This is a genomic window from Deinococcus radiotolerans (genome assembly GCF_014647435.1).
GTDB classification, from domain to species: Bacteria; Deinococcota; Deinococci; order Deinococcales; family Deinococcaceae; genus Deinococcus; species Deinococcus radiotolerans.
This window is the reverse complement of record NZ_BMPE01000001.1, coordinates 1,043,497-1,066,103: the sequence shown is the minus strand read 5'-3', so window position 1 is coordinate 1,066,103 and position 22,607 is coordinate 1,043,497. Positions and strand designations below refer to the sequence as shown.

General features: G+C 71.0%; 22 protein-coding genes and 2 tRNA genes. 12 read left to right on the top strand and 12 right to left on the bottom strand.

All coding sequences use genetic code 11. The features are described 5' to 3' along the window. Positions 1-8: 8 nt before the first annotated feature. Complete coding sequence (locus IEY63_RS05235; protein WP_229784494.1) at positions 9-866, bottom strand: hypothetical protein; 858 nt, start codon at positions 864-866, stop codon at positions 9-11. Further along, positions 863-2,251, bottom strand: a complete 1,389-nt coding sequence (locus IEY63_RS05230; RefSeq protein ID WP_189067848.1) for a glycogen synthase — start codon at positions 2,249-2,251, stop codon at positions 863-865. The genes IEY63_RS05235 and IEY63_RS05230 overlap by 4 nt, the downstream gene beginning before the upstream one ends. A gap of 137 nt (positions 2,252-2,388) precedes the next feature. Here IEY63_RS05230 and IEY63_RS05225 point away from each other — a divergent pair. Both IEY63_RS05225 and IEY63_RS05220 read left to right on the top strand, forming a co-directional pair. Next, a tRNA-Ile gene (locus tag IEY63_RS05225) sits at positions 2,389-2,464 on the top strand. A 4-nt stretch (positions 2,465-2,468) separates the two neighbouring features. Then, positions 2,469-2,543, top strand: a tRNA-Val gene (locus IEY63_RS05220). Between the two features lie 230 nt (positions 2,544-2,773). Here IEY63_RS05220 and IEY63_RS05215 read toward each other — a convergent pair. Further along, positions 2,774-3,217, bottom strand: a complete 444-nt coding sequence (locus tag IEY63_RS05215; RefSeq protein WP_189067847.1) for a response regulator — start codon at positions 3,215-3,217, stop codon at positions 2,774-2,776. Between the two features lie 451 nt (positions 3,218-3,668). On the opposite strand from IEY63_RS05215, the gene IEY63_RS05210 reads away from it, so the two are divergent. The 5 genes from IEY63_RS05210 (at position 3,669) to IEY63_RS05190 (ending at position 10,875) form a co-directional block, all read left to right on the top strand. After that, complete coding sequence (locus tag IEY63_RS05210; protein ID WP_189067846.1) at positions 3,669-4,112, top strand: response regulator; 444 nt, start codon at positions 3,669-3,671, stop codon at positions 4,110-4,112. A 351-nt stretch (positions 4,113-4,463) separates the two neighbouring features. After that, complete coding sequence (locus IEY63_RS05205; protein ID WP_189067845.1) at positions 4,464-7,292, top strand: EAL domain-containing protein; 2,829 nt, start codon at positions 4,464-4,466, stop codon at positions 7,290-7,292. A gap of 60 nt (positions 7,293-7,352) precedes the next feature. Beyond that, positions 7,353-9,119 (top strand): sensor histidine kinase, encoded by a 1,767-nt coding sequence (locus IEY63_RS05200; RefSeq protein WP_189067844.1) that lies wholly within the window; start codon positions 7,353-7,355, stop codon positions 9,117-9,119. Next, positions 9,116-10,186, top strand: a complete 1,071-nt coding sequence (locus IEY63_RS05195) for a DUF4097 family beta strand repeat-containing protein (protein ID WP_229784493.1) — start codon at positions 9,116-9,118, stop codon at positions 10,184-10,186. Before IEY63_RS05200 ends, IEY63_RS05195 begins: the two co-directional genes overlap by 4 nt. Positions 10,187-10,203: 17 nt before the next feature. Further along, complete coding sequence (locus tag IEY63_RS05190; RefSeq protein ID WP_189067843.1) at positions 10,204-10,875, top strand: response regulator; 672 nt, start codon at positions 10,204-10,206, stop codon at positions 10,873-10,875. Between the two features lie 15 nt (positions 10,876-10,890). On the opposite strand, the gene IEY63_RS05185 is transcribed toward IEY63_RS05190, so the two are convergent. The 4 genes from IEY63_RS05185 to IEY63_RS05170 all read right to left on the bottom strand — a co-directional run bounded on the left by IEY63_RS05185 (position 10,891) and on the right by IEY63_RS05170 (position 13,511). Beyond that, complete coding sequence (locus tag IEY63_RS05185) at positions 10,891-11,511, bottom strand: TetR/AcrR family transcriptional regulator (RefSeq protein ID WP_189067842.1); 621 nt, start codon at positions 11,509-11,511, stop codon at positions 10,891-10,893. Positions 11,512-11,682: 171 nt separating this feature from the next. Next, on the bottom strand, positions 11,683-12,339 hold the full coding sequence (locus tag IEY63_RS05180; RefSeq protein ID WP_189067841.1) for an LrgB family protein: 657 nt from the start codon (positions 12,337-12,339) through the stop codon (positions 11,683-11,685). 79 nt (positions 12,340-12,418) lie between these two features. Beyond that, positions 12,419-12,808 (bottom strand): CidA/LrgA family protein, encoded by a 390-nt coding sequence (locus IEY63_RS05175; RefSeq protein WP_189067840.1) that lies wholly within the window; start codon positions 12,806-12,808, stop codon positions 12,419-12,421. Positions 12,809-12,812: 4 nt separating this feature from the next. After that, positions 12,813-13,511, bottom strand: a complete 699-nt coding sequence (locus IEY63_RS05170; protein WP_189067839.1) for a 5'-methylthioadenosine/adenosylhomocysteine nucleosidase — start codon at positions 13,509-13,511, stop codon at positions 12,813-12,815. Between the two features lie 77 nt (positions 13,512-13,588). On the opposite strand from IEY63_RS05170, the gene IEY63_RS05165 reads away from it, so the two are divergent. Continuing rightward, complete coding sequence (locus IEY63_RS05165; RefSeq protein WP_229784492.1) at positions 13,589-14,785, top strand: MalY/PatB family protein; 1,197 nt, start codon at positions 13,589-13,591, stop codon at positions 14,783-14,785. 110 nt (positions 14,786-14,895) lie between these two features. Beyond that, the gene (locus tag IEY63_RS05160; protein WP_229784491.1) at positions 14,896-15,399 is read left to right on the top strand and encodes a DUF305 domain-containing protein; all 504 of its coding nucleotides are present in this window, start codon (positions 14,896-14,898) and stop codon (positions 15,397-15,399) included. 18 nt (positions 15,400-15,417) lie between these two features. Here the strand turns inward: IEY63_RS05160 and hisG are convergent, their stop codons facing one another. Together hisG and hisZ are read right to left on the bottom strand one after the other, a co-directional pair. Further along, on the bottom strand, positions 15,418-16,068 hold the full coding sequence (gene hisG / locus IEY63_RS05155) for an ATP phosphoribosyltransferase (RefSeq protein ID WP_189067837.1): 651 nt from the start codon (positions 16,066-16,068) through the stop codon (positions 15,418-15,420). Further along, positions 16,065-17,255 carry an ATP phosphoribosyltransferase regulatory subunit gene (gene hisZ / locus IEY63_RS05150; protein WP_229784490.1) on the bottom strand — a complete coding sequence of 397 codons (1,191 nt, stop codon included), beginning with the start codon at positions 17,253-17,255 and terminating at the stop codon, positions 16,065-16,067. The genes hisG and hisZ overlap by 4 nt, the downstream gene beginning before the upstream one ends. A 74-nt stretch (positions 17,256-17,329) precedes the next feature. Here hisZ and IEY63_RS05145 point away from each other — a divergent pair, with 74 nt between their 5' ends. From IEY63_RS05145 to IEY63_RS05135, 3 genes are all read left to right on the top strand, one after another. Beyond that, positions 17,330-17,902: a hypothetical protein gene (locus tag IEY63_RS05145; protein WP_189067835.1), complete on the top strand. Its 573-nt coding sequence runs from the start codon at positions 17,330-17,332 to the stop codon at positions 17,900-17,902. Between the two features lie 64 nt (positions 17,903-17,966). Then, on the top strand, positions 17,967-18,557 hold the full coding sequence (locus IEY63_RS05140) for a DedA family protein (RefSeq protein ID WP_189067834.1): 591 nt from the start codon (positions 17,967-17,969) through the stop codon (positions 18,555-18,557). A 77-nt stretch (positions 18,558-18,634) separates the two neighbouring features. Further along, positions 18,635-19,150, top strand: a complete 516-nt coding sequence (locus IEY63_RS05135; RefSeq protein WP_189067833.1) for a hypothetical protein — start codon at positions 18,635-18,637, stop codon at positions 19,148-19,150. On the opposite strand, the gene IEY63_RS05130 is transcribed toward IEY63_RS05135, so the two are convergent. The 3 genes from IEY63_RS05130 to IEY63_RS05120 form a co-directional block, all read right to left on the bottom strand. Then, the gene (locus tag IEY63_RS05130) at positions 19,085-20,683 is read right to left on the bottom strand and encodes an alpha-amylase family glycosyl hydrolase (protein WP_189067832.1); all 1,599 of its coding nucleotides are present in this window, start codon (positions 20,681-20,683) and stop codon (positions 19,085-19,087) included. The genes IEY63_RS05135 and IEY63_RS05130 overlap by 66 nt on opposite strands. A 99-nt stretch (positions 20,684-20,782) precedes the next feature. After that, positions 20,783-21,928: an LCP family protein gene (locus IEY63_RS05125; RefSeq protein ID WP_189067831.1), complete on the bottom strand. Its 1,146-nt coding sequence runs from the start codon at positions 21,926-21,928 to the stop codon at positions 20,783-20,785. 54 nt (positions 21,929-21,982) lie between these two features. Further along, on the bottom strand, positions 21,983-22,549 hold the full coding sequence (locus tag IEY63_RS05120) for a GNAT family N-acetyltransferase (RefSeq protein ID WP_189067830.1): 567 nt from the start codon (positions 22,547-22,549) through the stop codon (positions 21,983-21,985). Positions 22,550-22,607 lie beyond the last annotated feature (58 nt).

Sequence of the window (22,607 nt, the reverse complement as noted above, 5' to 3'; positions counted from 1 at the left end):
GAACCCCCTTAAGGAGAGCTGAGCAGCGGCGTCTCATCCATGACGTGCAGACCCCACTTCAGGTCGTGCGCGAGCTCCTCGGGCGTGTCCCCCCAGGAATCCATGCTCAGCTGCGTCACGCCCCGCGCGCGCAGGTGCGTGTTCACCTCGTTCAGCAGCGCCGAGCGCAGCGACGAATGGCGCCACAACGGATGCACGCCCGGCGCGTCCACGCGGCCCTGCCCGTCCTCGATGGCGGCGCGGCACACGCCCACCCCGCGGCCCTGGTCATCCAGGGCCATCACGCTAATGTGCGCGTCGAAATCCCCCGCGCCGTCCCGCGCGGCGTCCTCATGCACCGCGTGATGCCCGATGCGGTCCTCGTACGTGCGCAGCGCCTCCAGCCGCGCCGCGTGGGGCGTGTCCGCCAGCGTGCGCAGGGTCACGCCGTCCGGCGGCGTCACGTGCCGGTAGGGCACGCGGCCCTCCAGGCGGCGGTACGCGCCCGTCTCACGCCAGCCGAGCGTCAGGAACGGCTCCGGCGGGAACAGGTGCCCGTCCGCGAACACGTACGCGCGGCCCACCTCGGCACGTGCGGCGTCCGCCAGCGCCAGCGCCGCCTCATCCCGCAGCGGCCCGCTGAACACGCCGCCCAGCAGTTCCGCCCCGTGCGCCGGGCTGGGCCGCGTCCCAGCCGCGCCCAGGACCACCTCGCGCGGGCCATCGTCGCCGGGCTGCACCTCAAAGGCCACCCACGCCGCCGTGCACACGTCCGCCATCCACGCGACCGCCTCCTGCGGGGCGTCATACAGCGCGGCCAGCGCGGTGGTCAGGCCCTCCCCGGACAGCCGCTCGACGTGCACGGTCCTCTCCTGTGGCGCGGTCACGCCCGCTCCAGGCCTACCAGGGGCCGCAGCGGCCCACTCAGGACCCGAGCATACAGGCCCAGGTACTCCCGGGTCGGGCCGTCCCAGCTGAAATCCAGACTCATGGCCTCCTGCGCGCGCGCTGCCCACTCCGCGTGGTCATCGAAAGTCAACCTCGCCGCCGCGCACGCGTCCGCCAGAGCTTCCGGGGTCGCTCCGGCAAAGCGGAACCCCACCTCGTGCGGCACGGTGTCCACCAGCCCACCCGTCTCACGCACCACCGGCAGCGTCCCGTACCGCATGGCGATCATCTGCGACAGGCCGCACGGCTCAAAGCGGCTGGGCATCGCAAACGCGTCCGCTCCCGCGTAGATGCGGTGCGCCAGCGGCTCATTCATGCCCTGCGCGAACGCCACGCGCGGGTGCGCGTCCCACTCGCGCAGCCCCGCCTCCAGGCGCGGATCACCGCCGCCCAGCACCACCACATTCCACGCCCGCGTCAGTTCGGGCAGCGCCGCGATCAGCAGGTCCATGCCCTTCTGCTCCGCGAGGCGACTGACGGTCGCCAGGATGGGCGCGTCATCCAGCCCGAACTCGGCCCGCAGCGCCGCCCCGCACGCCGCCTTGCCCGCCAGCTGCCCGAACGGCGTGATGTCCGCGTCCGTCCGCGGATCCCAGCGCTCCTGATCCAGGCCGTTCAGGATGCCACTCAGACGCCCCTCATGCGTCAGGCGGATCAGAAGGCCATCCAGACCCTCCCCGTACTCCGGCGTGGTGATCTCCTGCGCGTACGTCGGACTGACCGTCGTGACCTGCGACGCGAACACCAGCCCCGCCTTCATCAGGTTCACGTCCCCGTGGAACTCCAGGCCCTCAGCCGTGAACACCCCGTCCGGCAGGCCCGTCCAGCCCACCCCGTCCATCAGGTTCCAGCGCCCCTGGTACTGAAGGTTATGCACGCTGAATACCGCCCGCAGGCCCGCCAGCCGCGCCCGCGCCACCACCAGACCCGCCTGCCAGTCATGCCCGTGCAGCACGTCCGGCACCACCCCCACCTGCTCCAGCGCGGGCAGCACCGCCCGCCCGAACTGCGTGAAGCGCCACACGTCATCCGGGAAGTACAACCCCGGACGGTCAAACGCGTCCAGCCCCACGAACAGGAACTGCACGCCGCCCTCCGTGAACGCCCCCACCCGCACGTCCGTCAGCGGCACCGAACCCGGCACCTCCAGCGGACCACGCCACACCTCCCGCACCGCCTGCGTGATGTCCGCGTACCACGGGGACACCACCGTCACCTGCGCGCCCAGCCGGGCCTGCTGCGCGGGCAGCGCCCCCAGCACATCACCCAGCCCGCCGGACCGCGAGAACGGAAACACCTCGGACGCCACATGCACGACACGCATGCCCCGCACTCTACCCGCCCGGACCGCTCGGGTCGCCGCCAACACTCAGGCAACGGCGCCCACGAGGGTTTGACAACCCGCCGGGCCGTTGGTACACTTCCCCTCGCCCTGAATGCAGGGCGGCCATAAAGCTCTGAGGGCTCTTAGCTCAACGGTCAGAGCAGTCGGCTCATAACCGATTGGTTGCCGGTTCAAATCCGGCAGGGCCCACCAACACGGGCGGTTAGCTCAGCGGTAGAGCATTCGCTTCACACGCGAAGGGTCGTAGGTTCAAATCCTATACCGCCCACCACACATCGACGCCTCCTACGTAGGAGGCGTTGTTCTTTTGGCTTCCGGCGCGGGTCCAGTCCACTCAAGCTGAGCCGTGCCCTTGAGTGAGCACCACGCCACCTGCCAGGGGGATCAGTGAAGGCCCGGTTTTGGCGCACTTGCCGTGCGCCCATGGCCAGCGTGGACGACGAGCACGGTGCGGACGCCTGGGCTTCGTGTCGACCGGCGTCCGTGCGCTGCGCTCAGGCCTCAGCTCATCAGGTTCGTTCGCCGCCGGAAACGGACCTGACTCCAGAAGCGCACCAGGCTGTCCACCTGATCCAGGAAGCCCTGGAAATCCCGCCGCTTGACCAGGTAGGAACTCGCGACAAGTTCGTACGCCCGGTCAATATCTTCCTCCCGGTCGGACGTGGTCAGCATCACCACCGGCAGGTGCCGGAACGTCGTGTCCCCGCGAATGGCCGTCAGGACCTCAAAGCCGCTCATGGCGGGCATGTTGACATCCAGCAGCACCACGTCCGGCAGTGAATCCTTCGCCGCCTGCGCCTGAAGCCAGTTCAGTGCGTTCTGTCCGTCCTGGATAACTTTCACGGTGACCTGCTCCGCATGCATCTCGAACGCCTCTTCCGCCAGCAGACAATCGGCCGGATTGTCGTCGATCAGCAGGATGCACAGGTGACGGGAAGAAGTCATAACAGGTCAGGGTGGCACATGAAGGCGCCATCATCAATTAGGAAGTTACACTTCGGCGTCCATTGTCCACTGAAGGGACCCGCCGAGTGAGGCGCGGTGGATCAATCCAGGCCGCGTGGGCGCGCGGTCGGGCAGCCCTGAATCCCTCTGTTTCACAGGGCTGCCCGTGCCTCTCTCAACTGATGGACCGCGCAGCCGATCGAGAAAGAAGCTGGGGCTGTTCTAGAGCATGCTCAGGCGGGTGCCAGGGTGTTGGCTGGAAGTGCTGCTGGTGAACTGCCCAGCAGAGTTGGGCAGTTCGCCCTTCAGGAAGGTTGTGGCCCCTCCCAGTGCCAGGTTGTGTGCCATTCACCACCGACGCAGAGATATTTTCATTTGGAACATTTATCATTTGAACATTGAAGCTGCGTCGTGAAGGTGTTCGGCGCAAGTCTCGCGCATACTGTCCAGGATGGAACCTTTCCGACTCCTCCTGGTAGACGATCAGGTTGAAGAGCTCCTGCTGGTGGAAGCCATGCTGGAGGGAGAGGTGCAGACCGTGAACCTGATCGGCGTCCGGTCCGGCGCGGCCGCCCTGGCCTACCTGGACGAGGCAGAGCAGCTACCCCACCTGATCCTGCTGGACCTCCACCTGCCCGGCATGTCTGGACTTGCCGTTCTCGCTGCCCTGCGGGCGTCCAGGCGGCTGTGCAACGTGAACGTCGTCGTGCGGAGCGGCAGCAATGATCCACAGGACCGACAGGCGGCCACCGACGCGGGCGCCAGTGATTACCTGATCAAACCGCTCTCGTACGCCGCGCAGGAAGATCAGATGCATCACCTCCTCATGGACTGGCAACACCTGATTCGCCTGACGTCCAGCGACGCTCAGCCGGAACAGGCCCAGCGCCACTGAGCGCCCACGGAGAGGGGTCAGCGGGCCGGCCAAGCAGAGAGGACCACATACTCTGAGCGCACCCGGACCGGGTGTGCATTCGACTGGTGCCCCTGCACAGCGCAGGAGGCGTCCCAGACTAGGCCGGGAGATCTGCGGAACTGGGCCGCACAACCTGACGCTCACGTGGTGCTCGGGCCACACTGGGCCATGAATGATGCCGGACCCGCCACAGCCGTGAATGCGGCAGCGGAGCGCCGTATGCAGGGGCCATGCAGCGCGGCCCGCGTGCTCGTCGAGGTTGGGGTGCGTGAGCCTTACGGGCAAGTACGATGACGGTCATGCCCTGCTCGTCTTCCTGGAGTACCCGGCGTGCCTGATCGGCGTGCCCGCCTGTTCGAGGCCGTCTTCCGCCGCTCTCCGATCGGCATGGCCCTGCTGCGTCCGGACGGGACCTTCCTGGCCGTCAATGACGCCCTGTGCGCAGCGCTGGGCTACTCGCCGGAGGAACTGCTGAGCCGCGCCTCGGGGGACGTGACCCACCCGGATGACCTGCCGGGCGATGAGGCGCAGGTGCAGCGGACCCTGAGCGGCCAGCAGGACGGGTTCGAGCGCCGCAAGCGGTACCTGCACCGTGATGGCCGCGTCGTGGAGGCGCTGGTGAATGTGTCCCTGCTGGTTGATGATCTGGGGGTGCCTGCTGGCCTGCTCTCGCAGGTGCAGGACGTGACGGAACTTCAGAACGTCACGGACCGGCTGCGCGTGGCGGTCGAGGCGAGCCAGGACGGCATCTGGGACTGGTTCCCGCAGACCGGGCAGCTGGACTGCACGGACCGCTGCCTTCAGCTGGGCGGCGCGGGTCTGCTGCGTGGGAATCTGCGGGACTGGTGGCAGGCCGTGCGTCCTGCCGAACGTTCCCGCCTCCTGCGGGCCTACCGGCGGCACCTGAACGGCAAGGCGGAGCAGCTGAATGCCGAGTACCGCCAGCGGGGGGCGGACGGGGTGGAGCGCTGGCTGGCGGTGCGCGGGCGGATCACGGGGCGCAGCGTGGACGGCGCCGTGACCCGCGTGAGCGGCATCCTGTCGGACGTGACGGCCCGCGTGCAGGTGCAGCAGGATCTGGAGGTGGTGCTGCACAACCTGCCCGCCATGATCGGCTACTGGGACGCGCGCGGCCGCAACCGCTTCGGGAACCGCATGTACGTCGACTGGTTCGGGAAGACCCCGGAGCAGATGCTGGGGCGGCACATCAGTGAGGTGATCGGCCCGGACACGTACCGGGCGAACCAGCCCATGATCGAGGCGGTGCTGGGCGGGCAGGAGCAGCTGTTTGACCGGACGATCCTCGACCCGGCGGGACGCGAGCGGCACGCGCAGCTGCATTACGTGCCGGACGTGCAGGGCGGCGAGGTGCGTGGGTTCTTCGCGCTGGGCACGGACGTCACGGCGCGGCGCACGGCCGAGCAGGCCCTGCGGGAGCAGCGGGAACTGGCCCGCGTGACCCTGGCGTCCATCGGGGACAGCGTGATCACCACCGATCCGCACGGGCGGGTCACGTTCCTGAACCCGGTCGCGCAGCGCATGACCGGCTGGACGAACGAGGACGCGGCCGGGCAGCCCATCGAGACGGTCATGCCGCTGGCGCAGGAGGGCTCGCTGACGCCCATTCCCAACCCGCTGCGGGCCGCGCTCGCGCAGCGGACCATCATGGGCATGGCGGGCGACACGGTCCTGCGGGACCGGAGCGGGACGCTGTTCAGCGTGCAGGATTCCGCCGCGCCGATCATCAGTGACGACGGGGAACTGCTGGGCGCCGTGATCGTCTTTCATGACGTCAGCGAGACGCGCGCCATGGCGCTGCGCATGAGTCACCTCGCGCAGCACGACACGCTGACGGACCTGCCCAACCGGGTGCTGCTGCGGGACCGGATTGCGCAGGCCACCCGGCTGGCCCGGCGCCGGGGCGTGAACTTCGCGGTGCTGTTCCTTGACCTCGATCACTTCAAGGACGTGAACGACAGCCTGGGGCACCACGTGGGGGACGAACTGCTGCGCGAGGTGGCCCGCCGCCTGCTGGGCAGCCTGCGCGCGTCGGACACAGTCAGCCGACAGGGGGGCGATGAGTTCATCATCCTGCTGCCTGACGTGCACGACCCGGCGCACGTGCAGACCGTGATCCGCAAGCTCATGTCCGCCGTCACTGCGCCCTACGTCGTAGAGGGGCAGACGCTGCACGTGACGGTCAGTGTGGGCGCGGCGCTGTACCCAGCAGACGGCGACGGTCCGGACGACCTGCTCAAACATGCCGACGCGGCCATGTACCGCGCCAAGGCGGACGGCCGAAACCGTCACCACTTCTACTCCCGCGCGCTGCATGATGAGAACCAGCGGCAGCAGCAGCTCCGGCATGACCTGCGCGCCGCCTTGGACGCGGGGCAGTTCCACCTCGTGTACCAGCCCAAGGTGAACCCCCAGAGCGGCGAGGTGCTGGGCGCCGAGGCCCTGCTGCGCTGGAACGGGCCGCACGGACCGGTGCCGCCCGCCACGTTCATTCCGGTCGCGGAGGACACCGGTCTGATCCTGCCGCTGGGCCGCTGGGTGCTGCGCGAGGCGTGCCAGCAGGCGCAGCGTTGGGTGACGGCCGGGCACGCGCTGCCGGTGTCCGTGAACATCTCCGCGGCGCAGTTCACGGACCCCACCTTCCTGGACACCGTGCAGGAGGAACTGCGCCGCAGCGGCCTGGGCGCCCACCTGCTGGAACTGGAGGTGACCGAGACGATCCTGATGCGTCACGTGGAGCACGTGCAGCGCAACCTTGAGGCGCTGCGGGCGCTGGGCGTGCAGGTCAGCATTGATGATTTCGGCACCGGGTACTCCAGCCTGAGTTACCTGCACGCGTTCCCAGTGAACACCCTGAAGATCGACCGGTCGTTCCTGGCGCCGGACCGTCACGGCCCGCAGGCCGAGGCGCTCATCACGGCCATCGTGGGCCTGGGGCGCGCCCTGAACCTTCAGGTGATCGCCGAGGGGGTCGAGGAGCCCGCGCAGGTGCGGCAGCTGCTGCGGCTGGGCTGCGCGGCCATGCAGGGCTACCTGTTCGCGCGTCCGCTGACCCCCGGGGATTTCCTGACGTGGCTGCGCCACTGGCCGGCGCAGCACGCCACGTTCAACCTGACCGGAGCGGACCCTGAGCGTCCCTGAGCCGCGCGTGCGCCTTTCGGGGGACGCCCACCCATCCGGGCGGCCGCTACGCTGCGCGGCATGATAAGGGTGATGGATCAGGGCCGCCCCCCCCAGCCCACCCGCCCTGCCAGAGCCCACGTCCTGGCGGAGCTGCTGGACCCATCCACGTACCGCGCCGCCGCGTACGTGCTGCTCAGCGTGCCCGCCGGGGCGCTGGTGGCCGCGCTGCTCACGGCCACCGTACTGGGCGGCGTGCTGACCCTGCCGGTCCTGGTGGGCGCCCTGTTCCTGATCGCGGCGCTGTGGCTGGTCACGGCACTTGGGGACGTGCAGCGCGCCCTGACCGGCGTGCTGGGCGTGCGGTTCGCGCGCGCCGCCCCGGGCCTGTCGTCCGGCGGGCTGCTGGGCTGGCTGGGCGCCACGCTGGCTGAACCGGCCACGTACCGCACGCTGCTGTTCCACGTGATTCAGCTGCCGCTGGGCCTGATCTGCTGGGTGGTGCTCGCGGCGCTCCTGGCGGCCGTGGTGCTGGGTCTGGGCGCGCCCCTGTGGGCGCTGAACACCAGCGTGCCCCTGGTGTGGAACGAGTGGACGCTGCGCCCCGGGCCGCTGGCCATCACCGGGCTGATGCTGACCGGGGCGGGCGCGCTGATCGTCACGGCCGGCGTGCTGAACCTGATGGGCCGCATGTGGACCCGCCTGGGCGCCGCGCTTCTGGCCCAGGACGCGGCCGAGGCCGCCCGGCGTGAGGTGATCGCCCTGCGCCGCGCCGCCGGGCGGGTCGCGCTGGGCGACGACCTGCACGCCACGCTGCGCGACCTGACCGTGCAGGCACGCGAAGCCAGCACCGCCGACGCCGTCGTGCTGGTCACCGCGGACGGCACCCTGCTCGCGCAGGACCTGGGCTTCCTGCCGGACCTGCCCGGCCCGGGCGCGGCAGGCCCGGACCTCACGGCGTTGGCTGGACCCCTAACCCGCCCGCCCGCGCCAGGTGAGGCCAGCCTGACGCCCCTGCGCGGCGGGGCGGCCCTGGCCACCCTGCCCGTCACGCTGCCCGCCAGTGCCGGCGGGGACGGTGGGACCCTGCGCGCCCTGTACGCGCCCGGCACGCGGCCCGGCGCGGACGAACTGGCGTTCCTGCTCTCCATTGCCGATCACGCAGGCACGGCGCTGCACGCCACGCAGCTGATCGAGCGGGCCGGCGCGCGCGCCGGGGAACTCGAACGCGCCCGGCTGGCGCGGGAACTGCACGACAGCGTCGCGCAGGCGCTGTACGGCATCACGTTGGGCGCTAAGACCGCCCGCGCCACCCTGGAACGCGACCCGGACCGCACCCGCCAGAGCCTGGAGTACACCATCCGCCTCGCGGAGGGCGGCGTGTCGGAGATGAAGGCGCTGCTGTTCAGCCTGCGCCCCGACGCGCTGGAGGAAGGCGGCCTGATCGCCGCGCTCACCCAGCACGCCCACGCCCTGGAAGCCCGCCACGGCCTGACCGTGCACGCCGACCTGCGCGAGGAACCGGACCTGAGCCCCGACGCGCAGGCCGCCGCGTACCGCGTGGCGCAGGAAGCCCTGCACAACACCGTCAAGCACGCCCGCGCACGCGCCGTGTGGCTGAGCGTCACGCAGGACGCCGCGCACGTCACCCTGAGTGTCCGCGACGACGGGCGCGGCTTCGACGTGAACGCCCAGGGGCGCGGCACGCTGGGCCAGCGCAGCATGCGCGAACGCGCCGCCGGGGCGGGCGGCACCCTGCTCGTGCGCAGCGCGGCCGACCAGGGCACCCTCGTCACCCTGACCCTGCCCCGCACGCCCGGCGCCGCAGACTCCGGGAGCGCCCCGTGACCAGCGTACCGGCCTCCCGGCCCCTGGGCGGCACGCTGGGCCGCATGGCGTGGGGTCTGCTGATCGCCGCCGCCGGCGGCGCCCTGATGTGGCTGGGCAGCGCCCGCACCCTGACGCCCGGCATGAGCGTGCAGGACACGCCCATCAGCGTGCACCGCGACGGTCCCCTGCCGCTGGACCTAGCGGGCAGCGCCGCCGTGACCGTCAGCGGCGACCGCGCCGACCTGACCGTCACGCCCCTGCCGGGCGGCACGCCGTACGTCCTGCGTGGCCTGGCGCACCACCGCGCCCGGAACCCCGTGCAGGCCGAGGTGACCCGCCAGGGGCGCAGCGTCAGTGCCCGGCTGACCCTGAACGTGCAGCCCCTGCGGGAACGCGGCATGATCATCGGCGGCCCCGAAGGCGTGCAGCACGCCCTGGACGTGGCGCTCAGCCGCGACCTGCCCGTCACGCTGAGCACCGCCACCGCCAGCGGCCAGCAGCGCCTGAACCTCACGCCGCTGCGCCTGCGGGCCCTGACCGTGCGCAGTGACAGCGGGGACCTCACGCTGAACCTGCCCGGCCGGGAATCCGGGGCGATCAGCGTGGTCAGCCGCAGCGGCCCCGTCACCCTCAGCGCCCCCACCGGCAGCCGCACCGACGCCCTGCGCGTCAACACCAGCAGCGGGAACCAGCACCTGAATCTCGCCGGGCAGACCGCCCAGACGCTGGGCATCGGCACGGACAGCGGCGACATCCAGCTGACCCTGCCGGTCCTCACCGGGCGCGGCACCGTCACCACCGGCAGCGGCGACATCCGCATCACCGCCACCAGCCACACACGCGGCAACCTCGACATCCGCACCCAGAGCGGGCACGTCACCCTGCTCCTCCCACCCGGCCTGACCGCCCGCGTCCGCTACCCCGACCGCGACACCGACACCTTCCCCGCAGATCAGCCCCCCAGTCCCGCCCCGGACCTCGACGTGTTCGTGGACGCCGGACGCAGCCGCGTCACCGTGACCACCCGCGCCGCGCCCGAACCGCCCACCCCACCTGCACCCACCCGGATGCCCACGCGACCCTGACCCCACCCGGAGACCCCATGACCCACGACCCCACCCGCCAGCCCCCCGCCGTTCGCGTGCTGCTCGTCGACGACCACGCCGTCGTCCGCCAGGGCCTGCGCCTCTTCCTGGGCCTCGACCCCCTCATTGACGTCATCGGCGAGGCCGCCAACGGCGAGGAAGCCCTCCAGGCCGCCGCCACCCTGCACCCCGATGTGGTCATCATGGACCTGATGATGCCCGTCATGGACGGCATCACCGCCACCCGCACCCTCAAACGCCAGCACCCGGACACCGAGGTCATCGCCCTGACCAGCACCCTGGAAGAGCACAAGGTGAACGGCGCCATCGAGGCGGGCGCCATCAGCTACATGCTCAAGGACGCCAGTTCCGACACGCTGGCCGACGCCATCCACGCCGCCGCGCGCGGCGAGGTCCGCCTGCACCCCGAAGCCGCCAAGCGTCTCGTGCGGGACTTCCGGGGCGGCGAGATGCGCGAGAGCCTCACGCCCAAGGAAACCATCGTCCTGCAACTCCTCGCGCACGGCTACAGCAACCGCGACATCGCCACCGACCAGGGCGTCAGCGAGGCCACCGTGAAAACCCACGTGTCCCGCCTGCTCAGCAAACTCGGCCTGGACAGCCGCACCCAGGCCGCCCTGTACGCCCTGAAGCACGGCATTGCCACGCTGGACGGCGTGCACGTCTGAACCGCAGCTCGGCGGTCAGCGCAGACTCTGCGTGCTGACCGCCGCGCCTTCCGCCGGCCAGCCCAGCACGGCCCGCAGGCCCGTCATGCAGTCGGCGCGGTACACCTCCAGGTCCGGCTCGGCGTCCGCCAGAAACCGCACGCTGAGGCCCTCCACGAGCGCCCGCAGCAGCCGCGCCCGGCCCTCCGCGCCCGCAGGGCCCGCCAGACGCGCCAGTTCCAGATCCACCGCCAGCGACTCGGCCAGGAACGCCCGCTGCATCGCCATCAGCTCCGGGTCGCGCGTGGCCGCCGCCAGGAAATCCAGCGACACCGTGTAAAACCGCCGGGTGTTCACCAGCCCGTAGAACTGGTTGTCCACGTACGCCCGCAGTTTCCCCTCCGGCGTACCCGCCTGCCGCACCGCGCGCCGGGTCGCCACGGCAATCGTGCGGGAAAAGCGCCGCATGACCGCCGCGAGCAGGCCCGCCCGGCTCCCGAAGTGGTACACCAGCGTGCCCCGGCTCACCCCGGCGTGCGCGGCGATATCCGCCAGCGTCACGCCCGCGTACCCCCGCTCGTAGATCGCCAGGTACGCCGCACGTTCCAGCGCCGCGCGCCGCAAGCGGTCCTGAATGGGATTCACCTTGCGCGCCATTGCCCCCAGCATCCCGGCTGCGCAGGCCACCCGTCAAGGGAAAGCGGGCAGAAGTGGCCTGAGTTGGCTGGGGGAGGGAAGAGCTGCGGCCCCGGTGCGGGAGATCTGGGCCGCCCCACGCAGGCTCGACTCGTCCCGGCCGCTGTCCTGCGTGCCCCCCGCGCGTGCCGGTCAGGCGAGCAGCGCCACGATCAGCGTGACCAGAATCGCGGCGAGCCCCATGCCGATGGACGCCGCTGCGCCCGTGTGCTCGCCCTCCTCGCGGGCGCGGGCAGTGCCGACGCCGTGCGCGACGGCCCCGATGGCAATGCCGCGCGCCAGCGGATGCCGCACGCCCAGCGCCGTCAGCATGGGCGGGAGGACCAGGGCGCCCACCAGACCTGACAGGACCGCCAGCGTGGCCGCCAGGGCGGGCGGCGCGTGCGTGAACGGCGCGAGTTGCAGCGCGACGGGACTCGTGGCGGGCGCGGTGTGCAGGGCACGCTGCGCGTCCACGCTGACGTGCAGCGCCCGCGCCAGCAGCGTGTCCACCGTGACGCCCAGCGCCGTCCCGGTCAGGCCGCCCAGCAGCAGCGCCCGCCACTGCCGCGCCAGCAGCGCCCGCAGGCGGTACAGCGGCACCGCCAGCGCCACCACGGCGGGCGTCAGCAGCGCCGAGAGGGGCTGCACGTCGTGCAGGTAGCGCTCGTACGGCACCCGCGTGAGCAGCAGCGCTACCGCGACGATCAGCGTGCCGATCAGCGTGGGGTTCGCCAGGGGCGAGCGCACCCGCAGCCCCGCCAGAGCGCCCGCCACGAACGCCAGCAGCGTCACCATGATCCAGGTCATGAGGGACTCGGCGGACGCCGCTGCGCAGCCCACGCGACCGGGCCTGCCCGGGTGGTTAGCGCGGCGGACCCCGCGCCCATTACGGTCTGTCCTCCGGGCGCAGGAGGCGTGTGGCGAGCAGACCCGCCGCGCCCGAACCGATCAGGAGGCCCGCGGTCATGACCAGCAGCCACACCCCCCACGCGGCCCCCGCGCTCAGGAACTGAAGGAAGCCCACGGTGGCCGGAATGAACAGCAGGCCCAGGATGCCCAGCAGGCCGTCGGCGGCGTCCGCAATCCAGTGCAGCCGCACAAGTTTCAGCCCCAGCGCCGCCCACAGCAGCAGCAGGCCCACCACTGAACCCGGCAGGGGTAGCCCCAGTGCGCCCGTGAGCGCCTGACCGGCCGCCGCGAAGGCCAGCAGCACGCCCAGGCCCAGCACGAACCGGGCGGGTGCCGCGAGGCGCGCCGTGACCGAGCCTGCGGTCACGGCCTCAGCTGGCCTGGGCGCTCAGGCGCGCGAGCATGCCCCGCACGACCTGCTTGGCGTGCCGCGCGACCCGCGGCATGAACTCCCGGTAATCCACGTTCGCGTCGTGGTCGGCGGTGTCACTGACCGAGCGGATCACCACGAACGGCACCCCGGCCTTCGCGCACACCTGCGCGACCGCCGCGCCCTCCATCTCCGCGCAGGCCGCGCCGAAACTCGACCACAGGCGCGTCACGCCCTCCTTCGAGGCGATGAACTGATCCCCGCTGGCCACGCGGCCGTCCAGGACCCGCACGCCCGGCACGTCCCGCGCGGCCTCCAGCGCCACCGCGCGCAGCGTCTCATCGGCGGGCCACGCCGGCACCTCGCCCGGCACGGTGCCCACCGCGTACCCCAGCGCGGTCACGTCCACGTCGTGCTGCACGCAGTCCGTGCTGACCACGATGTCGCCCACGCGCAGCTCCGGGTGCACGCCGCCAGCCACGCCCGTGAAGATCACGCGGGTCGCGCCCTGCATCAGCAGGTACGTGGTGGTCATCGCGGCGTTCACCTTCCCGATCCCGCCGCGCGTGAGCAGCACCGGCACGCCGTCCAGCGCGCCCCGGTGCAGCGTCACGCCCGGGAACGTCAGGTCCTCCCGTTCCCGCAGGTCCGCGAGCAGCAACTCGATTTCTTCGTCCATTGCGCCGATGATCGCCAGCATGCCGAGCAGTGTAGCCCCGCCGCGCGCCGCACGCGCCGCTCCACCCCTCCTCATGGGCGGGGCGTATGCTCGCACGCATGACGGACACCGCCCGGAACCCACGTGACACCCTGGACGTGAACGCCCTGCGTCACCCCGACTCGCTCAAGTGGACGCTGTACCCGGAAGACGTGATCCCCATGTGGGTCGCGGACATGGACTTCCCGGTCGCGCCGCCCATCATGAAGGCCCTGCACGAGCGGCTGGACCAGGGCCTGGGGTACGCGCAACTGCGCGGCGACACCCGCCTGAAAGACGCGCTGCTGCCCCGCCTGGCCGCGCAGGGCCTGGACAGCCTGACGCACGACAACCTGACGTTCCTGCCGGGCGTCGTGCCGGGCATCTACGCCGCCGTGCACGCCCTGACCACCCCGGGCGAACCCGTGGTGACCATGACGCCCATCTACCACCCGTTCCACCTGGCGATCACGGACCTGGGCCGCCGCGTGGCGGGCGTGCCGCTGCGCGACGGCGAGAACGGCTTCGAGATCAACTGGGCGGCGATGGACGCCGCGTCGCGCGGGTCGCGCCTGCTGCTGCTGTGCCATCCGCACAACCCCACCGGCCGCGTCTGGACCGCCGAGGAGTTGCAGAAGCTGCGCGACCTCGTGCTGGCGCGCGACCTGTTCGTCATGAGTGACGAGCTGCACGCCGACCTGCGCTTCACCGGCGAGCCCTTTGAGGCGTTCGCGGCGGACCCGCGCGTGCAAAACCGCACCATCACCCTGACCGGGCCTTGCAAGGCGTTCAACACGGCAGGCCTGGGCATCGGCGCGATGATCAGCCACAACGCCCAGCTCCTGACCCGCGTGCGTGGCGCGGCCGGCGGCCTGATGGGCCACGAGAGCGCCCTGAGCCTCACCATGTGGCGCGCCGCGCTGGCCGAGGGCGGCCCCTGGCTGGCCGAGACCGTGCAGTACCTCAAGGACAACCGCGACTATCTGGCCGCGTTCCTGCGCGAGCGGCTGCCCTGGGTGCGCTTCCACAGCCCCGAGGCCACGTACCTCGCGTGGCTGGACCTGCGGGACCACCCGCGCGCGGCGGACATCCAGAATTTCCTGCTGGAGGAAGCGCGGGTCGCCATTCACGACGGGCCGGTCTTCGCGCACGAGGGCCACAAACCGCAGTACCAGGGGTTCATCCGCCTGAACTTCGCCACCAGCCGCGAACTGCTGACCGAGGCGCTGACCCGCATGGAACGCGCCCTGAACGCCGCCATGACCAGCGCCAGCTGAAGCGGCACGCCAGCCGCCGCACCCCGAAATTGAGGGGACGTGATGGCCGGGGGAAGATTGCATCAAGGGTGAATTCACGGCCTGGGGCCACCCCGGCGGAGAATGAGCGGATGACATCCCCCACCCCCGGCACGGCCCCACACGCGGATCAGCAGGGCGGAATGCCGGGCAACTCATACCGCCGCTTCGCGCTGATGATCCTCGCGTCAGCCGCCGTGATGTACGTCGTCATGTACTTCAACACGTACGAGCTTGATCACGTGTATTTCAGCTGGACGCGGCTGTACATGACCATGATGTCCACCGCGGCCATGGCCGTGATCATGCTGCTGTTCATGCGGCACATGTACCGCAACCCCGCGAGAAACCGCGCGATCCTCCTGGGCAGCGCCGCACTGTTCGCCGCCGGCCTGTGGCTGGTGCGCACGCAGACCCTGGTGGGCGACGTCGCCTGGATGCGCGCCATGATCCCCCACCATTCCATTGCCATCCTGACCAGCGAACGCGCCCAGCTGAAAGACCCGCGCGTGCGGGCCCTGGCCGACGGGATCATCACCACCCAGAAGAAAGAAATCGCGGAGATGAAAACCTACATCCAGGACCTGAACCGCTGACACGTCGGGCTGCCCGGTTTACGCGCTGTCCTCCGGCGCTCCCGTGAGGTCGCGCAGCCGTTCGATCAGGGGCCGCAGGCGCTCACGGCGGGTTTTGAGGGCCGCGCGGTTCACCACCAGGCGAGCCGTGGAGTGGAACAGCACGTCCACTTCCTCCAGGTTGTTGGCGCGCAGCGTGCTGCCTGTCTGCACGAGGTCCACCACGGCGTCCGCAAGGCCCGTCAGGCAGGCCAGTTCGATGTTCCCGCTGAGTTTCACGATCTCGGCGGGAATGCCGCGCGCGTTCAGGTACGCGCGGGCCGCGCGGGGGTACTTCGTGCCCACCCGGGCGATCTCGCCGCCCGCCCCGACCTCGCGGATCAGGGAGAGGCGGCACCCGGCAAATTTCAGGTCCACCGGTTCGTACACGGCGCGGCCCGACTCGATCAGCACGTCCTTCCCCACGATCCCGGCGTCGGCCACGCCCAGATCCACGTACACCGGCACATCCTGGTTGCGCAGTTCCAGCACGGTCACGCCCGGGAACTCGTGCCGCAGCGCGCGGGATTTCTCGGGCAGGGTCAGCGGCAGGCCCGCCTGCGACAGCAGCGCGATGGCGTCCTCCAGGATGCGCCCCTTCGGCAGCGCCAGCGTGAGGTGCTGCGGGTCACGGGCTGGGGCGGGCGTCACAGCGTCACCTCCCCGGCGGGCTGGAAGGTCAGCGCGCCGTCCGCACTGCGCGCCCAGCGGTGGATGCCGCGCGCCACGCTGAACGCCCGCAGGTCCTCCGCGTCGTCCGTCCAGGCGAGTTCCGCGTGCAGGCCCTGCGCCCGCGCGGCTTCGGCCGCCCGCAGGTCCAGCGCCAGCACCACCTCCGGCTCGGGCGGCAGGTCACCGGCCACGGCGCGCATCAGGCGCTCCAGGCCCAGCGCGAAACCCGCGCCCGGCAAACCGCCCTCCAGCGCGTAACGCCCGCCCCCCAGCACCGGCTGGTTCAGGCCCGGCGCGTACGCCCGGAAGGTCAGCCCGGTGTAGTAATCGTAGCGGCGGCTGACACCCAGATCGAACAGCAGCGGGCTGCCGTACAGCCCCGCCACGCGGCGCAGGTGTGCCACCGCCTCCTGCGCGCGGGTGCCGCGGGCCAGCGCCTGCGCGGCGTCCAGCACCTCGGGCCCGCCGTACAGGTCCGTCAGGGCGTGCAGGGTGCGGCGCGCCTCGCCACTCAGCCCGAACTGAGCGCACAGCAGGTCCACGTCCGCGCCACTCTTGCGGTCAATCGCGTCGTGCAGCGCCGCGCGCGCCGCGCCGTGCAGCCCGGCGTCCTCCAGCACAGCGTCCACGAAGCCCGGGTAGCCCAGTTCCAGCGTCGCGCCCAGCTCGCCCAGTCCCACCGCGCCCAGCGCCGCCGCCGCGAGGTGCAGTAACTCCGCGTCCGCCTGCGCGGTCTCCACGCCGATCAGTTCCACGCCCAGCTGATTGAACTCCCGCAGGCGCCCCAGCTCACTGTTCAGCGCGCGCAGCCACAGCCGCCCCCCGTACTGCAGGCGCAGCGGGAACGGCCCCTGCGGGTAGCGCGTGCGCACCAGGCGGCCCACGGCGGTCGTGAACTCACTGCGCAGCGCCAGCACCTGCCCGCCCGAGTCGATCAGCTTGAACGCCACCGCGTCCTGCGGGTGGTGCGCGCTGGCGTACTCCAGGGCGGGGACCTCCACACCCCGGTACCCCCAGCGGGAAAACAGGCCCGAGAGCTGCGCGCGGATCGCTTCACGCTGCGCCCACTCGGGCGGCAGCACGTCCCGCGTGCCCTCCGGAATGAACGCCGACACGCGCGGCGCGGCGCTGCGGCCAGCGGAACGGATTGGGGCGGACGAATTCACGCCCGGCATTCTAAGCGCCCACCCTCATGCGCGCGTCCCGCCCGTCTGCCTCCGCCCCGGTATACTCCCGCTGTATGCGCCGAGCCCCCATCCTTGCCCTGCTGGGGGCCACCCTGAGCCTCACGCTGGGCAGCTGCGCCCGCACCACGGACAACTTCACGCCGCGCATCAGCGTCACCGACACCGGCGCCACCCGCACCGCCAACGGCTTCCTGGTGCAGGGCTACGTGCTGGACGACATGGGCGTCACGGACATCCGCGTGGACGGCAAGACCATTCCCATCCAGCCCGGCAGCCGCAAGATCGCCCGCTTCCAGTTCCAGGCGGTGCTGTCCACCCCGACCGGGCAGTACACCATCACCGCCCGCGACGCCGCCGGCAACGAGGGCAAACTCGTGCTGCCCGTCAGCGTGGACCCGGCGCGGCCCACCGTGAAGGTCACCCGCTTCGAGCGCAGCGGCAACGTCATCCGCGTGTCCGGCGTCGCCAGCGACAACGTCCGCGTCGCGCAGATCAGCGTGGACGGCAACCGCCTGAACATCACGCCCGGCAAGGAGGTCGAGTTCTACGCCGAGACGACCGGCATCTGGGCCGACATTGTCGTGACCGACACCGCTGGAAACACCACGAACCTGCGCGCCCGCTGAGCGGCACGCCCCACAACCAATGGCGGACGGCCCGCTCCGCCGGGACGCGCTAGCCTGCGCGGGTATGCACGACCTGACCAGCCTGATCCTCTCCGCGTCCTACGTGGGCCTCTTCGCCATCGTCTTCGCGGAGACGGGCCTGCTGCTGGGCTTCTTCCTGCCCGGCGACACCCTGCTGCTGGCCGCCGGGGTCCTCGCCGCCGGGGGCGCCCTGAGCCTCGGGGGCATCATGGCGGCCGTCGTGGCGGGCGCGGTCCTGGGCTGCGTCGCCGGGTACTTCATCGGCGGAAGGTTCGGGCCGCGCATCTTCGCCAACCAGGACGCCCGGTACTTCAAGCCCGAGTACGTGACCCGCGCCGAACTGTTCTTCACCCGCTACGGCTGGCTGGCCGTCGTGCTCGCCCGCTTCGTGCCGGTCGTCCGCACCCTGGTCCCCACCATGGCCGGCGTGAGCCGCATGCCCCTGGCACCGTTCACGCTGTACAACATCCTCGGCGCGATCCTGTGGGGCGTCAGCGTCCCCGCCCTGGGCTACTTCCTGGGCGACCGCATTCCCCACCTGGACCGCTACATCCTGCTCATCGTGGGTGGCGTCGTCGTAATCAGCATCGTGCCCGTGCTGCTGAAGGTCATGCAGGCCCGCCGCGCGACCTGACACTGAACGTGGGAACTGGAGGGGGTGGGCTTCGTCGCGTGACGGACCCCACCCCCTCCTGAGCAGAGGAGGCTGGGATGACGACGATGCAGAGGACCGGACCGGTGCTGGCGTGCGTCCTGCTGGCCGTGATGCTCGGCGTGAGCCTGCGGGCCGCGCACGACGGGAGGACAGCGCAGTCCCCCGTGGTGACCTTCCGCCAGGACGATCCGCTGCCGGAGCCGCAGGCGATCACGCGGGAGTGCGTGGCTCACGCGCGCTTGAATCTCGCCAAGCTGTACGGGGCAGAGGGACCGGCCAATCGTCTCCTCAGCGTGACGCCCGTCACCGCGCAGATCTGGAAGGTGCGGGGCGAACTGACGAGCTTGAAGACTGGGCGCGTGACGCGCTACCCGTATGAGTGCCTGAACGGGCCGGGTGGGCTGGGGGTGAAGATCCACCCCCGCTTGCCGCAGCAGCAGAGGAGGGGGGAGGCTGTCACCGGACAACCTCCCCCTCTCCCTGTTGTCCCCGCTCCCTACGTCCCCTTACCCCCGCAGGATGCGGGCTTCGTTCGGGCGCAGGACCGCGCCGCTCGCGGGCTGGTCGCCTAGGCTGCTCAGGAGAGTCTTGCCGCCTGCCAGGGCGCCCAGGTCGTGGGTCTGCGCGCCGAAGTTCAGCAGGACGGTCAGGGTCTCGCCGTGCTCCTCGCGGACGAAGGCGAACACGTCGTTGGGGGCGTCCACGCTGCGGTACGTGCCGCCGATCAGCGCGGGATGCTCCTGGCGCAGGCGGGTCAGGGCGCGGAAGTAGTTCAGGTCGCTGGCCGGGTCGCCCTCCTGCGCGGCGACGTTCAGGGTGGCGAAGTCGTCCGCGATGGGCAGCCAGGGGGTCGTGCCGTCCGCGCTGAAGCCCGCGTTGACGCCAGCGTCCCACTGCATGGGGGTGCGTTCCGGGTCGCGGCCCGCTTCGGGGCTGTCGGGCTGTTGCAGCGCGGCGGGGTCCACGATCCGGTCAGCGGGAATCTCGACGTCGTGCATGCCGATCTCGTCGCCGTAGTACACGGTGGGGGTGCCTCGCAGGGTCAGCAGCAGGGTCTGCGCCACGCGGTACTGCGCGTCACCCAGGCGGCTGCGGAAGCGGTGCTGGTCGTGGTTGCCGAGCACCCAGTTCGGCCACGCGCCCGCCGCGAGGCTCGCCGCGTCATAGCTGTCCGCGAAACGCCGCACCTCCTGCGCCTGCCAGGGCATCAGGATCAGGTGGAAGTTGAACGGCAGGTGCACCATCCGCGCGTCCTCCGTGCCCGAGTACGGTAGGAGCTGCTCGACCGGCAGGTAGATCTCGCCGACCATCATGCGGTCGTCGAACTCGTCCAGCACGGCGCGCATCTCGCGGATGTACTCGTGCGTCTCCGGCTGGTCCTGCGTGTAGGGGTGCAGGAGGCTCCAGTGTTCGGGCTGACCGGGCTGCCAGTCGGGGTTCTCGGGTTCGTCCAGGTAGCGGTCGTCCTCGGCGAGCAGCCAGATGACGTCCACGCGGAAGCCGTCCACGCCGCGGCGCATCCAGAAGCGCAGCGCGTCGAACATCGCCTCCCTGACCGCCGGGTTGCGCCAGTTCAGGTCCGGCTGGCTGGGCAGGAACTGGTGCAAGTAGTACTGCCCGCTGGCCTCGTCCAGCGTCCAGGCGGGCCCGCCGAAGAAGGACTTCCAGTTGTTGGGCAGGCCGCCGTCCTCGGCCGGGTCGCGCCACACGTACCAGTCGCGTTTCGCGCTGCCTTTGCCGGTCAGCGCCTCCTGGAACCACGCGTGGTCGGACGAGGAGTGGTTGGGTACGTAGTCCAGCATGACCTTCAGGTCCAGGCGGTGCGCCTCGGCCACGAAGGCGTCGAAGTCCTCCAGCGTGCCGAACAGCGGGTCGATGTCGCAGTAGTCGGCGACGTCGTAGCCGAAGTCGCGCATGGGGCTCTTGAAGATGGGGGAGAGCCACACGGCCTTCACGCCCAGGCTCGCCACGTAGGGTAGGCGGCGGGTGATGCCGCGCAGGTCGCCCACGCCGTCGCCGCTGTCGTCCTGGAAGGAACGGGGGTAGATCTGGTAGATGATGCCGCTCTGCCACCACTTCAGCTCGCCGGTCAGGGAAGAGGTCATGCCCAGCACAGTACGGTCTAAATCGTTTCAGATCAAGAGGGGATCAATGGACAGGCGAGGGAAACCGGTCGTGGCCCCCCTCGCCTTCTGCTGCGGCCCTCAGGGGGCAGGCGTGTCCGAGCCCAGGCGCACCGTCACGTCCGCGCCGGAGGCCAGCGGCTGCTCCGTGACCGTCCCGAAGCCCACGTCGCGCAGCACCCGCGCCGCCGCCGCGCCCGATGCGGTGGTCTTCGCCGGGCCGCGCGTCTCGTTCACTATCCAGACGTTCGCGTACCCCAAGCCCTCCAGCCGCTCCTTCATTCGGCGGGCGCTGCCGTCCGGGGCGTCGGTGTTCACGACCGCCACGCCCAGCGACCGCGGATCGTTCGGGTCACGGAAATTCTTGGCCACCAGCGCGCCCAGCGCCGCGCGGTCTACCTCCCAGATGCTCGCCGCGCCCCGGTATCCGAAGTTGCCGGGCACCTGATGCGTCTTGATCTTCACGCCGCTCAGGCCCGCGCCCATCAGCGCCGCCACCTGCGAGCGGGTCAGGTTCGACTTCATGTTCCGGTCGATGGCCGCGACCATCAGCGGGAGCCGCCACACGTTCAGCGGGCTCCGCACCTGCGCCCCCAGCGCCCCCACGAACTGCTGCTGCCGCGCGATCCGCCCGATATCGCCCATGTTGTCGTGCCGGAAGCGCAGGAAGCCCACCATCTGCTCGCCACTGAGGCGCTGCCGACCGGGCTTCAGGTCAATGTGCAGGTTCCCGGCGTTGTCGTCGTACTTCATGACCTGCCCCACGTCCACCGTCACGCCCCCCGCCGCGTCCACCAGGGCGGGCACCGCGTTCAGGTTCAGCAGCGCGTACCCGTCCACCGGCAGGCCCGTCAGGTCCTGCACGGCCTGCATGAGCCCCTCGGGACCGCCGCTGCGGTTGGCGCCGTTGATCTTGCCCCACCCGGATTTCGGGACGTTCACCCACGAGTCGCGCGGGATGCTCAGCAGGTTCACCCGTCCGTCCGGCCACGCCTGCGCGAGCATCAGCGTGTCCGTGCGGCCCGCGTACGGATCCTCCTTGGGGGGGTAGGGCCAGACGGGCGCGCGGTCATTGTAGTCCACGTCCATGCCCGCCAGCACCAGATTGACCGGCCCAGCGGCCTTGCGTGGCAGCGTGCCGTACCGCGCGAGAAACGGCGCGGCGGGCGACACGACCGCCACCACGCCCGCCAGGACCACCAGACCAACCACAACCGGAGTGCGCACGCGCGGAGCATACCGCCCGGCACCCCCCGTGCGGATCAACCCTAAGGGGGAGGGTCAGGTCAGGTCGCGCACCAGATGCGTGTACGTCCCGCCCGCCAGCACGCGCGTCCCTGCCGGGCGGAAACCCTGCCGGGCGTACAGCCGCGCGGCCGGATTGCCGTCCTCGACCAGGAGGCCCACCCGGTGCAGCCCCAGTCCGGCAGCGCGCTCGGCGGCCGCGTCCAGCAGCTGCCCCCCGGTGCCGCGCCCACGCGCGGCCTCTGTGACGGCCAGGGTGTCCACGTACAGCTCGCCGGGCGTGCCCTCGGACTCCACGCGGCCCGGCAGGCCCAGCGCGCGCAGCCGCTCGCGGAACGGCTCGTCCAGCGCTTCAGCGTGCTCGCCGGGGTACGCGAGAATCAGGCCCAGCGGCTCCCCGGCAGGCGACTGCGCGATCAGTTGATGCTCGAAACTCAGGCGGTTGCCGCGCAGAGGGTAGAAGCCCAGCAGGGCCCGCTCGGCCTTCACGTCGGCAGCCGCTCCGGTCAGGGCCAGTCCGATACGGCCGATGGTCGCCTGAATCAGCGGCACGGCAAACGCCGCGTCGAAGGGGTGGGCGGGGCGGATCAGCACGTCGGTCATCCACCCAGCCTAGCGTCACGGCAGAACCGGGCTCCCGAAGGAACCCGGCCCGGCGTGT